Origin of the sequence: Staphylococcus sp. HMSC14D10 (genome assembly GCF_001808125.1) — a bacterium.
In the GTDB taxonomy this organism is placed as follows: Bacteria; Bacillota; Bacilli; order Staphylococcales; family Staphylococcaceae; genus Staphylococcus; species Staphylococcus haemolyticus.
In genome coordinates, this window is record NZ_KV792226.1 from 1 (window position 1) to 11,825 (window position 11,825).

Annotated in this window: 12 protein-coding genes, 1 riboswitch and 1 other annotated feature (1 of these 14 running past the window's edge); of the genes, 9 read left to right on the top strand and 3 right to left on the bottom strand. The window is 31.8% G+C overall.

Annotated features, from left to right (window positions below; all coding sequences use genetic code 11):
* The 6 genes from HMPREF3134_RS12270 to ribE form a co-directional block, all read left to right on the top strand.
* Window positions 1-189, top strand: a 189-nt coding sequence (locus HMPREF3134_RS12270; protein ID WP_218084859.1) for a hypothetical protein, incomplete at its 5' end; no start/stop codon positions are given.
* A 177-nt stretch (window positions 190-366) separates the two neighbouring features.
* Window positions 367-1,857, top strand: coding sequence for an FAD/NAD(P)-binding protein (locus HMPREF3134_RS00470; protein WP_070440066.1), 1,491 nt, complete (start codon window positions 367-369; stop codon window positions 1,855-1,857).
* 153 nt (window positions 1,858-2,010) lie between these two features.
* Window positions 2,011-2,152, top strand: a riboswitch (FMN riboswitch).
* Window positions 2,153-2,292: 140 nt separating this feature from the next.
* On the top strand, window positions 2,293-3,336 hold the full coding sequence (gene ribD, locus HMPREF3134_RS00475; protein WP_070440068.1) for a bifunctional diaminohydroxyphosphoribosylaminopyrimidine deaminase/5-amino-6-(5-phosphoribosylamino)uracil reductase RibD: 1,044 nt from the start codon (window positions 2,293-2,295) through the stop codon (window positions 3,334-3,336).
* A 6-nt stretch (window positions 3,337-3,342) separates the two neighbouring features.
* A complete protein-coding gene (locus HMPREF3134_RS00480) occupies window positions 3,343-3,975 on the top strand; it encodes a riboflavin synthase (protein WP_070440071.1) in 633 nt (210 codons plus the stop codon).
* A gap of 15 nt (window positions 3,976-3,990) precedes the next feature.
* Entirely contained in the window at window positions 3,991-5,172 is a 1,182-nt protein-coding gene (locus tag HMPREF3134_RS00485) for a bifunctional 3,4-dihydroxy-2-butanone-4-phosphate synthase/GTP cyclohydrolase II (protein WP_070440073.1), read from the top strand.
* 11 nt (window positions 5,173-5,183) lie between these two features.
* Entirely contained in the window at window positions 5,184-5,642 is a 459-nt protein-coding gene (ribE, locus tag HMPREF3134_RS00490; RefSeq protein ID WP_011275457.1) for a 6,7-dimethyl-8-ribityllumazine synthase, read from the top strand.
* 53 nt (window positions 5,643-5,695) lie between these two features.
* On the opposite strand, the gene HMPREF3134_RS00495 is transcribed toward ribE, so the two are convergent.
* A complete protein-coding gene (locus HMPREF3134_RS00495; protein ID WP_070440075.1) occupies window positions 5,696-6,697 on the bottom strand; it encodes a proline dehydrogenase family protein in 1,002 nt (333 codons plus the stop codon).
* A 224-nt stretch (window positions 6,698-6,921) separates the two neighbouring features.
* Between HMPREF3134_RS00495 and HMPREF3134_RS00500 the strand changes: the two genes are divergently transcribed.
* Together HMPREF3134_RS00500 and HMPREF3134_RS00505 are read left to right on the top strand one after the other, a co-directional pair.
* Complete coding sequence (locus HMPREF3134_RS00500; RefSeq protein WP_070440077.1) at window positions 6,922-7,749, top strand: alpha/beta fold hydrolase; 828 nt, start codon at window positions 6,922-6,924, stop codon at window positions 7,747-7,749.
* 468 nt (window positions 7,750-8,217) lie between these two features.
* The gene (locus tag HMPREF3134_RS00505; protein ID WP_037552283.1) at window positions 8,218-8,619 is read left to right on the top strand and encodes a transcriptional regulator, SarA/Rot family; all 402 of its coding nucleotides are present in this window, start codon (window positions 8,218-8,220) and stop codon (window positions 8,617-8,619) included.
* Window positions 8,620-8,761: 142 nt separating this feature from the next.
* On the opposite strand, the gene HMPREF3134_RS00510 is transcribed toward HMPREF3134_RS00505, so the two are convergent.
* Together HMPREF3134_RS00510 and HMPREF3134_RS00515 are read right to left on the bottom strand one after the other, a co-directional pair.
* Window positions 8,762-9,322 carry a tRNA 5-(aminomethyl)-2-thiouridylate-methyltransferase MnmM gene (locus HMPREF3134_RS00510; RefSeq protein WP_053025167.1) on the bottom strand — a complete coding sequence of 187 codons (561 nt, stop codon included), beginning with the start codon at window positions 9,320-9,322 and terminating at the stop codon, window positions 8,762-8,764.
* Complete coding sequence (locus tag HMPREF3134_RS00515; protein WP_037552288.1) at window positions 9,319-10,278, bottom strand: tRNA modification radical SAM protein MnmL/YtqA; 960 nt, start codon at window positions 10,276-10,278, stop codon at window positions 9,319-9,321. The genes HMPREF3134_RS00510 and HMPREF3134_RS00515 overlap by 4 nt, the downstream gene beginning before the upstream one ends.
* A 109-nt stretch (window positions 10,279-10,387) precedes the next feature.
* Between HMPREF3134_RS00515 and HMPREF3134_RS00520 the strand changes: the two genes are divergently transcribed.
* Window positions 10,388-11,575 carry an MDR family MFS transporter gene (locus HMPREF3134_RS00520; protein WP_053025165.1) on the top strand — a complete coding sequence of 396 codons (1,188 nt, stop codon included), beginning with the start codon at window positions 10,388-10,390 and terminating at the stop codon, window positions 11,573-11,575.
* Window positions 11,576-11,643: 68 nt separating this feature from the next.
* Window positions 11,644-11,825, top strand: a binding site (T-box leader); it runs 4 nt beyond the window's last position.

The window sequence follows — 11,825 nt, forward strand, 5'->3', positions numbered from 1 at the left end:
TTAGTCATCAGTCCAATTTATTATAGAGCCATAATTGTAAGTAAACTAAAGCCAACGATCACACTGATTCAAGCAAGTGATGACGTTGGCTTTTTCTTTAATATATTTTATGTTCACAAACATTTATTCGGCTTTATTTTTTCGAGTTATCCAACTAAATGCTATAACAAATACGACGAAAACTTTTAAGAGAAATTTCATTTTAGTTCACCTCATTAACTCAATATTAACATATCAATATAGGATAAAGAAAAATGGAGAATGTTAAGTGCATATAAGTATAAATTATTTTAAGCAATTTATGATATTGATATAATTAAATTATTAAAAATTCTTGTTAGAGAAAATTAAAAGGATGATGAATATATGCGTGTAGCAATTATAGGGATGGGCACAGCTGGTGTTAGTGTACTAAGGCAATTAGTCAAAAATGAAGCGTTTAAAAATCTTGAGGTTGATGTATATGATCATGATAAGAATATGGGGCAGGGTGTACCTTTTCAAAATGACAGCAGCCAATTATTAATTAATTTGCCAACTAAGCAAATGAGTTTGAATTTGGATGATGATGAAGAGTTCTGGAAATGGTATCAAGAGCAATCAGAATTTAAATTCGATAATCCTAAATATCTTCCAAGGTTTGTATTTGGTCATTATATGAAGTCATACCTATCTAACTACGACTTGTTATTTGATAATTTAACCATTATTAAGCATCCAGTTCGCGAAATTTTTACAAATTCAGAAATTGATGAGACTACATTAAAATACTATGTATGTACTTCAGAAGATATGAGTGAATGGAAAGAGTATGATTATATATTCTTAACGACTGGCACATTTGCATATCATGATCCATATAAACTAAAAGGGAATAAAGGTTATATTCAAACACCTTATCCTACATATAATACATTAGATGAAGTGTCTCAATCAGACGATATTGCAATTATAGGCACTGGATTAGCCAGTTTAGATGTAGTTAGATACGTGACTACACATCATCCTAAATTACCAATAACTATGACTAGTCGCTCAGCACATTTACCTAGTGTTAGAGGAAATATGATAGATGTTGAGTTTAAACATTTAACTAAGCAAAAGTTTAATGAATTGAAGTCGCAATATTATGGAAATGTACCTTTAGAATTAGCTTTTGAATTATTCCAATTAGAATGTAAAGATCATAATATTGATTTAGAGAAACTAGTATATCGTCGCACAGGAAATACAATTCAAGATTTACAGTATGATCTTGATAGACCTGATGAAATTGGTGTGTTTCAAAGTTTAATTGAAAATATTAAAGAAAATCTAAACTGGATATGGAATAGCTTTAGTCGAGAAGATCAGCAAGACTTTGATAAACGTTTCTCAAAAATTATTCAATTAAATTCTAACCCTATGCCACCTCGTACTGCAGAGTTAATTATAGACTTAATAAATAATCAATCATTAATTGTTAAAAGCGGATTAGAAGATATTACTTATAAAGACAACCATTATTTATTGGAATTTAACAATGATGATTATTATTATCAATATGATGTCATTATTAATTCGACTGGATCAAAAACACATTTATCAGATTTAGATGAGGAAGATCAGCTTATTCTTAACCTACAAAACAGACAAATTGTTCAACCACATCCAATGGGAGGTATACAAATTATTCCAGAAACCAATCAAGTCATAAGTCCAAGATATGGAACTCTCAACAATATGATAGCTATTGGGCAAGTAACTAATGGCGTTAATAAATTGCGTAATGGAGTGAAGATGATCGTTGATCAAGCGGTCAATTCTGTAAATTATTTATATGAAAACCAAAGTAAATTTGACCATTTTAGTTCATAATGTAGACATTTACACTTAAATAACTAAATTCCATTATTAGTTACTCTGTTAAATAATATGCAGCGTTGACGGTTTGTAATTTTTAAACAATAAGCGTATGATTAATGTTGTAGTTATTAAACTACGTTAACTCAAACAATCACAATTTCATATGAATTCTTTCGGGGCGGGGTGCAATTCCCAACCGGCAGTAATATAAGCCTGCGACCTGTCAAAGTAAAAGGTAATAACTTTGATGGCTGATCTAGTGAGATTCTAGAGCCGACAGTGAAAGTCTGGATGGGAGAAAGAATGAGTCGTCATTATTTGATAATTATGATGGTTATTTAGCATACACATTTACTAATGTTGTAAGCTTATTTGAATATATATTTGGTCTCCCTATGCCTTTAAGCACTTTATTGGTATAGGGAGTTTTGATTATGAGGTGATTTATTGAGTAATTTTATGAAATACGCTATACAACTCGCACAAATGGTTAAAGGACAAACAGGTATCAATCCTCCAGTTGGTGCGGTCGTTGTTAATAACGGCCGAATAGTTGGACTCGGTGCTCATCTAAAACAAGGTGAGAAGCACGCGGAAGTACAAGCACTTGATATGGCTGGAAAGGAAGCAAATGGTGGAACAATCTATATTTCGTTAGAACCATGTACCCACTTTGGCTCAACACCACCATGTGTGAACAAAATTATTGAATTTGGACTAAGCAAAGTTATTTACGCTGTTAAAGATACGACATTACCTTCTGAAGGGGACACTATTTTAGAACAAGCTGGGATTGATGTAGAACATCAATACTCTGAAGAAGCAGCTGCCTTATATAAAGACTTTTTTAAAGCTAAGTCAGAGCAAATTCCTGAAATTACGATGAAAGTGTCTGTATCATTAGACGGTAAACAAGCAACAGATTTAGGTCAGAGTAAATGGATTACTAATTCAGAAGTCAAACAAGATGTCTACCATTTAAGACATACGCATGATGCTGTGTTGACAGGAAATGGCACAATTAATGCTGATAACCCACTTTACACGACTCGTATTCCAAATGGTAAAAATCCAATCCGAATAGTGCTAGCTAAAAGTGGCAATGTTGACTTTACGAAACAACTTTTTCAAGATTCGTCGAGTGAAGTGTGGATTTACACTGAAAATCAAACGCTTGAAAGTCCAAATCGAAACATAAAGGTTATCTGTATAGATAAATGCGATTTAAAAGATATTCTTAAAGATATTTATAAGCGAGGTATTGGTTCATTATTAATTGAAGCTGGTCCTCGTATAACTTCCAAATTTCTCCAAACTGATTTTATTAATCAACTTATTATTTATTACGCCCCGAAAATAATAGGTGGTTCTGGAAAAAATCAATTCTTTCAAACTGCGTATACTATTGATTTAAATGAAACCACTCAATTTGAAATTTCTTCTACTGAGTTAATTAATCAAAATTTAAAAATGATTTTGCGAAAGAAGTGACAACTTATGTTTACAGGTATTGTTGAAGAAATAGGTACTGTCAAAAATATTCGTACTCATCAATCGGTTAGAACATTGGATATAGCTTGTCAAATTATCACAGAAGACATGAACATCGGTGACTCTATTAGTGTGAATGGAGCTTGCTTAACAGTGATTGACTTCACAAGTAATTATTTTTCTGTTCAAGTTATAAAAGGTACTGAAGATAAAACATATCTATCTCAAATCAATAAAAATGATGAAGTCAACTTAGAAAGAGCAATGTCAGGAAATGGACGTTTTGGAGGTCATTTTGTTTTAGGTCATGTTGATGACAAAGGTGTTATAACACAAGTTAAGGAAACTCCTAATTCAAGGATAGTTTCGATTAAAGCATCTACAAATATCATTAATCAAATGGTCAAACAGGGTTCAATCACTGTGGATGGTGTGAGTTTAACAATTTTCGATTTACGACATGATAGTTTTGATATTCATTTAATACCTGAAACAAGACGTTCAACGATTTTATCTTCTAAACAAAATGGCGACCAAGTTCATTTAGAAACGGATGTTCTTTTTAAATATGTTGAACGAATGATAAGTAGAAATGAGTCAAAGCTTACATTAGATAAGTTAAGAGCATTTGGCTTTTAGGAGGCGTAATTATAGATGGAATTTGACGATATTATGGATGCATTAAATGCTTTAAAACGTGGTGAAAGTATTATTGTTGTGGATGACGAGGATCGTGAAAATGAAGGAGATCTTGTAGCTATAACGCAATGGATGAATGATAATACTATTAATTTTATGGCTAAAGAAGGTAGAGGGCTAATTTGTGCACCAATTAGTAAAGACTTGGCACTCAAACTTAAACTAATGCCTATGGTAGACCATAATACGGATGGTTTTGGAACTAATTTCACAGTAAGTATCGATCACGTTACAACATCAACCGGTATAAGTGCATTTGATAGAATGGCAACGGCACGTGCTTTAATTAATCCAGAATCTGGGCCTGAAGATTTCCATAAACCTGGACATCTTTTTCCACTAATAGCTAAAGAAAACGGTGTGTTGGAACGTACTGGTCATACAGAAGCAGCTGTAGATTTAGCGAAACTAACGAAAGCAGTTCCAGCAGGTGTTATATGTGAGATCATGAATGAAGATGGGACAATGGCTAAAGGTGAACAACTAGAAGCGTTTAAACATCAACATGGTCTTAAAATGATTACTATTGAAAGTTTAGTTAATTATCAAAAAGACAAAGACACTAGTGTTGAGTTAAAAGCAAAAGTTAATATGCCGACAGATCATGGAGCTTTTGAAATGTATGGATTCGAATCACCATTAACTAAAGAAGAAATTGTTGTACTTGCTAAAGGAGAACCACGTGCCACAGAAAATGTGCGTATTCATTCTGCATGTTTAACAGGTGATATTTTCCATAGTCAAAGATGTGATTGTGGTGCACAACTAGAATCAGCGATGAAATATATTAATGAGCATGGTGGCATGATTATTTATTTGCCTCAAGAAGGAAGAGGCATAGGGTTAATTAATAAATTAAGAGCATACGAATTAATTGAACGAGGTCATGATACAGTAACTGCCAACCTAGCTTTAGGTTTTGACGAAGATTTGAGGGATTATCATATAGCAGCTCAAATTTTAAATTATTTCAATGTACAACAAGTGAATTTGTTAAGTAATAATCCTAAAAAATTTGAGGGATTATCTGAGTATGGTATTAAAGTTGCGGACCGCACACCAATTATTGTAGCTGAAACAGAACATAATCATGATTATATGAATACTAAAAAAATAAAAATGGGACATTTAATTTAGGAGGAATAAAGATGAATTTTGAAGGTAAATTGGTAGGAACAGATCTAAAAGTAGCTATTGTTGTAAGTCGATTTAATGATTTTATAACGAACCGTTTATTAGATGGTGCAAAAGATACACTTGTTCGTCACGGTGTGGAAGATAGTAATATAGATGTTGCTTATGTACCTGGTGCATTTGAAATTCCTTTAGTTTCTAAAAAACTAGCTCAGAAGGGTGAATATGACGCAGTCATCACTTTAGGTTGTGTAATTAGAGGTGCAACATCTCATTATGATTATGTATGTAATGAAGTTGCTAAAGGAGTATCAAAGGCGAATGATGTAAGCGATATTCCAGTTATATTTGGCGTATTAACCACTGAAAGTATTGAACAAGCGGTTGAAAGAGCTGGAACTAAAGCGGGTAATAAAGGTGCTGAAGCAGCAGTAAGTGCTATTGAAATGGCAAATTTATTAAAACAATTTTAATTGAAAAAAATAAATCCTCGACAAAGCACTAGCAGTGTCGAGGATTTATTTTTTTATCTTTTTAATAATCTTGTAAAACCAGAAATAATAAATGCAACTCCAAGGCCTAGGCTAGTGAAAAGACCAATTTTTTTCAATGTTTTAGTTGAAACAAATTCTTGATATGCAAGAGCAAGGTTTTGAGGGCGTTCAGCTAATCTACGCATGAAGTAACCGAACCAATCATTGCCATAAGGAACATAAATTGTGAAATGGTATCCTTGACGAGAAATATCCTCAGCTAATTCACTACGGAATCCGTATAACATTTGGAATTCAAATTGATCTCTATCAATATTATGTGATTTAACAAATTGTTTAACGTGGTTAATTATTTGATCGTCGTGTGTAGCGATTGATGTAAAGTTTTTCGCATTTAAAAGACGTTTCTCAATGATTTTTATGTAATTTGCATCAATCTCTTCTTTAGTTTGATATGCAATTTGTTCATCTTCTTTATATGCACCTTTAACTAATCTTAAGCGCAAATTAGGATATTTTTCAATTAAGTCAATTGCATCATAAAGGTAAGCTTGTATTACTGTTCCAACGTTTCTGAATTCCCCTTTAAGTCTATCTAACACTTCAACAATTTGCTGTAAACTGTCATATTTTTCAGTGTCGATATTAATATGCATATTATCAAATTCGTTGGCTTTAAGTAGAATCTCTCTTAAATTATTATAAGCTAGCTCAGTATCAAATTCACCACCAAGAGAACTTAATTTTACAGACATATGAGCATCGACATTATAATCTTTAATAGCTTGCATAACTTCTAAAATTTCATTCTTAGCTTGAGTAGCCTCTTCAACCGTTCCTACAAACTCGCCAAGATTATCAACTGTAACTGCTATATTTTTATCGTTGAGTCTCTCAATTGTGTCAATTAATTGCTCGATAGTATTACCAGCCACAACTTTATTTGCACCCATTTTAGGACCTACTTTTTTTGCTGTTTCATTTAAATAAGTGCTATTTGATAATGCAATAAAAAAATTCTTAAAAAGTGACATATCCCATTCCTCCATATTACATAATACTTATAATTTAATAATAGTTTAGCATGAATAGCTGATTGTAGAAAGCGTTTTCAATTATCTGAATAATATAAAAAAAGTATAATTATAATATTGAACTAAAATTTGTAATCACTTTGTCTTTAAGATTTACACCAGTCCAAACCAATAATCTGATATAATACATTTATTGAAATATAAGTTAGAGAGGAATTATACATATGTGGAAATGGGAAACTGAACACGATGCTAAAGGTGTCGTGATTATAGTACATAACATTTTAGAACACACTGGCAGATATGCATACGTCATTACAATGTTAAGACGTAATGGCTATCACGTTATAATGGGTGATTTACCTGGTCAAGGTCAAACTTCTAGAGCAAACAAGGGACAAATTGAGCATTTTGATATCTATCATGAAACACTAATAGAATGGGTTAGAATTGCTAATGAATACAAGATTCCTACTTTTGTCATGGGTGTTGGACTAGGTGGATTAATTTTATTAAATGTACTTGAAAAAACAGAATTACCTATCGAGGGTATGTTACTCCTTTCTCCATTGTTAGAATTTAAAAGAAATAATAAGACACGTAAAAATATGTTAATTTCAAATGTAGGTAAAGGTTCTAAGGACGCACGATTCAAATTAGGTATTGAAACTAAAGATTTAACGCGAAATGATGAAGTTATTGAAGAAACTAAACAAGATGGATTAATGTTAAGAAAAGTAACCTACAAGTGGTATAACATTGTGTTGGAAACAATGAAAGATACAGTTCAACATTTCAAAGATATACAATCTATGCCAACGTTACTAATGTATGGAACTGAAGATAAATTATTGGAATTACGCTCATTCAATGAACTTAAAAATAATTTAAACACTAATGAATTTTATTTTAAAGTATGGGAAGGCTTCTATCATGAAATTCATAATGAACCTGAACGTGATCAAGTGATGCGTTACGTGTTGACGTTTTTAAATAATAGTGTGAATACAATGGGTTTTATAGTAAATGAAGAAGAAATCGAAGAAGTTTAAAAATCAGAGTGTGTGATGAAGTAATATTTCATGACTACAAAGCAAATTCGTCGTAATTGATCAAATTGAGAAACAATTTATAATACTTCTTCATTTCTAGTTATCTTTGAGGAGCTGGGACTAAGAATTCGATGAGAATTCTGTTCTGGCTCCTTTTTGATAAACAATTATATGTAATGCAATTGATTAATGCACAAAGGTAATTCAATATTTAGAAGTTAACATCTTTTAAATTAAAGTAAAAATATAATATAATGTTAATATTATATGTTTTTAATTTTAATTATATTTAGTTGAATTACCAATAAAAATTTAAAGTAATTTAACATATGCTTTAATGTAAGTTAATTTTTTGGAGTTATTATAAATTGTTTAATTACAACGAGAATAATTGGGTAAATATATAATGATAGTTAATTCTATAATTATTTAATCGGGATGTGTACAATTATTTAGGGAGGGAGCAACATGAATAATCAAGCAGGCGAGAATGTTTCTATGATTTTGCAGCTTGAAGAAGTGTGTAAAGAAATCAATTCGATTTTTAAAGTAATTTATGAAACTTATGATTTGACCAAAGAAGAGGTTCTCATTTTACTAACTTTATGGGACAAAGGGTCCATGACGTTAAAAGAAATGGATAGTTACGTTAATATTAAATCGTATAAACGTACACGTACATATAACAAACTTGTTCAATCTGAATGGATATTTAAAGAGAGACCATTAGATGATGAACGAACTGTAATTATTCATTTTAATAAAGAGAAGCAAGAACTTAAAGATGAACTACTAAATTTCATTACTTCTACTATTAAGAAACGATATGAAATACTTGAAAATAGTCTAAACTCATTAATGCGTATTTAATCGATTTGATGTTTTAGTTTATATTGTCTTGAATATAATTTAGAGAGATTTTTCGACAAAACAATCCACTCCATAATTAAACTATGGAGTGGATTTTATATATTATTTAAAATTATGTCAGAGATGATGTATGATGTTAGGTTTAGCGTTTCTCAATCGCACATATAAATGGCGCATGATTCACTTGGTTCATAAATTGATATTTAAGAATATGAGCTTTCTCTTGATCAAAATGTTCTAAGAAATCTAATAAAGCATCTCGTTCAATTTGTCCTTCAGCATGCCCATGGTATATAACTAACACAATAATACCTTCAACACTTAAATAATCAAAAATGTTATTAATTGCTTTTATTGTAGTTTCAGGTCTCGTAACAATTGATTTATCACCCTTAGGTAAGTAGCCAAGGTTAAATATCGCTGCATCTATTTGACCTTTAAATTTAATGTCAATGTGGTTCTTAATGTTTTCATGACCATCACGAATTAATGTTACATTATGATATTCTTTCACTTTTTCGAAAGTTAACTGAATTGCTGAGTCTTGTATATCTAAACCAAAAACATGACCATTTGGAACCTGTTGTGCAAGAAACAACGTGTCATTACCATTCCCACAAGTAGCATCAATGACAATACTATCTTGTTTAATATGATCTTTTATTAACGTTTTTGAAAAGGGGAGAATACGTTCTAATTTCATGAGTTAACCTTTACCTCAGATGTATAATGTTTACCCTGATAGGAGTTGCGTCGTGCTAATTCATCATCAATTTCATTTAAAACTTCCCATTTATTAACACTCCACATAGGACCAATCATTAAATCAATTGGACCATCTCCAGTAATTCGATGAATAATCATTTCAGGTGGTAAAATTTCTAATTGATCGCATACTAGATTGGTATAGTCTTCTTGAGACATAAACTCAAGCATTCCTTTTTCATATTGTTTAACCATTGGTGTCCCTTTTAATAAATGAAGTAAATGAATTTTAATGCCTTGAACATCCATTTGAGCTACTTCACGTGCAGTTTCCATCATCATTTGATAGTCTTCACCAGGTAAGCCATTAATAATATGAGTACACACATTAATGTTTTGTTTTCTTAATTTAGCAACGCCTTCATAATAAGTTTGCATATCATGAGCACGGTTAATTAAGTCTGAAGTTTCTTGATGTACAGTTTGTAAACCTAATTCTACCCATAAATAAGTACGTTCATTTAACTCGGCTAAGTATTCTACTACATCATCAGGTAAACAATCTGGTCTGGTTGCTATAGATAAACCTACAACACCTTCTTCTTTTAAGACAGGCTCATACTTTTCTTTTAATACTTCTACTGGTGCATGCGTATTCGTGAAAGCTTGGAAGTAGGCAATATATTTACCCTCACTCCATTTTTCATGCATCCTATCTTTAATTTGTTGAAATTGAACTTCAATTGGATCAGCTCTGTTACCAGCAAAGTCACCGCTACCTGCGGCTGAACAGAACGTGCATCCACCATGTGCAACTGTGCCATCTCGGTTAGGACAGTCAAATCCACCATCAAGTGCTACTTTGAAAATCTTTTGACCAAATTTATTTTTTAAATGGTAATTCCATGTATGATATCGTTTATTTTCAAAGGCATACGGGAAATAGTTACCCATAACACATTTTCCTTTCTATCTAACTTAGTTCTAAGTAAAGATTTTAACATACTTTAATGTTATAGTGTTTAATGTAGTTCAACAAAAATATAAAGAGGGGACTAAAAATATGAATATACCTAGATCAGTATGGTGGCTAGTTATAGGCATGGCGCTAAATATAACTGGCTCTAGCTTTTTATGGCCTTTAAACACAATTTATATGAAAGAAGAGCTTGGTAAGAGCCTGACTATTGCTGCGATTGTTCTAATGGTTAATTCATTCGGAATGGTAGTCGGAAATTTACTAGGAGGTTCATTATTTGATAAATTAGGTGGTTATCGAACAATTATGATCGGTACCGTTACATGTTTAATCAGTACTACGCTTTTAAACTTCTTCCATGGATGGCCATGGTATGCTGTTTGGTTAGTATTGTTAGGTTTTGGTGGCGGAATGATAGTTCCCGCGATATATGCAATGGCTGGTGCAGTTTGGCCTAACGGGGGGAGAACGACTTTCAATGCAATATACTTAGCTCAAAATATTGGTGTAGCAACCGGTGCAGCTATGGGTGGTTTCGTTGCGGAATTAAGCTTTAATTATATTTTCTTAGCAAACTTGATTATGTACGTCTTGTTTGGAATTGTAGCGATAACTCAATTTAATCTTGAATATCATGCTAAAATCAGAACACCTGATAGTCTAGATATCCATAGCAAAGAGAATAAAAAACGTTTCATTGCACTCTTACTACTGTGTGTAATGTTTGCTATTTGTTGGATTGCTTACATTCAATGGGAAACTACAATTGCATCATTCACTCAAGAATTAAATATTTCTATGTCGCAATACAGTATATTATGGACAGTGAATGGTATTATGATTTTAGTTGCTCAACCGTTAATAAGACCAGCAATTATTTTATTAAAAGGTAATTTAAAATATCAAATGTTAGTTGGTATTTTAATTTTTATGCTTTCATTCTTTGTAACTAGTTTTGCCGAACAATTTACTGTATTTTTAATAGGAATGATTATATTAACTTTTGGTGAAATGTTTGTTTGGCCAGCAGTACCAACTATAGCTAATTATTTAGCACCAGAAGGAAAACAAGGTCAATATCAAGGTGTCGTAAATTCAGCTTCAACTGTTGGTAAAGCATTTGGGCCATTAATAGGTGGGGTATTAGTTGATACCTTTAATATGAGTGCGATGTTCATTGGCATCATGTTCTTATTAATTGTAGGGATTATTTTCCTTTCAATCTTTGATAAAGGGCTGCCAAAAGGAAAACAATCGCGACAATCAAGATAGAAGTTTTATTTATACATGAGTTTAAACAAAATAGTAACTACCACTTGCAATTAGTGCTTGAATCTCATAATATTAAAATGTATTGGAGTAGTAACTTAAGTACTTTTCATCAGAGAGCTAGTGGTGGTGAGAACTAGTGTTAAGAATTAAGTGAACTTACCGTTATTCGATTAAATTATAAACATCTCTTACTATTATAAAGTGCACAATATTTGTGAATTAGGGTGGTACCGCGGCTAAAAGTCGTCCC

Excerpts from the sequence above, each read along its gene's own strand:
- HMPREF3134_RS00510 (WP_053025167.1), bottom strand. The coding sequence starts at position 9,322 with ATGAAATTAGAACGTATTCTCCCCTTTTCAAAAACGTTAATAAAAGAT.
- HMPREF3134_RS00505 (WP_037552283.1), top strand. The coding sequence starts at position 8,218 with ATGAATAATCAAGCAGGCGAGAATGTTTCTATGATTTTGCAGCTTGAA.
- ribE (WP_011275457.1), top strand. The coding sequence starts at position 5,184 with ATGAATTTTGAAGGTAAATTGGTAGGAACAGATCTAAAAGTAGCTATT.
- HMPREF3134_RS00500 (WP_070440077.1), top strand. The coding sequence starts at position 6,922 with ATGTGGAAATGGGAAACTGAACACGATGCTAAAGGTGTCGTGATTATA.
- HMPREF3134_RS00480 (WP_070440071.1), top strand. The coding sequence starts at position 3,343 with ATGTTTACAGGTATTGTTGAAGAAATAGGTACTGTCAAAAATATTCGT.
- HMPREF3134_RS00470 (WP_070440066.1), top strand. The coding sequence starts at position 367 with ATGCGTGTAGCAATTATAGGGATGGGCACAGCTGGTGTTAGTGTACTA.
- HMPREF3134_RS00520 (WP_053025165.1), top strand. The coding sequence starts at position 10,388 with ATGAATATACCTAGATCAGTATGGTGGCTAGTTATAGGCATGGCGCTA.
- HMPREF3134_RS00495 (WP_070440075.1), bottom strand. The coding sequence starts at position 6,697 with ATGTCACTTTTTAAGAATTTTTTTATTGCATTATCAAATAGCACTTAT.
- HMPREF3134_RS00485 (WP_070440073.1), top strand. The coding sequence starts at position 3,991 with ATGGAATTTGACGATATTATGGATGCATTAAATGCTTTAAAACGTGGT.
- HMPREF3134_RS00515 (WP_037552288.1), bottom strand. The coding sequence starts at position 10,278 with ATGGGTAACTATTTCCCGTATGCCTTTGAAAATAAACGATATCATACA.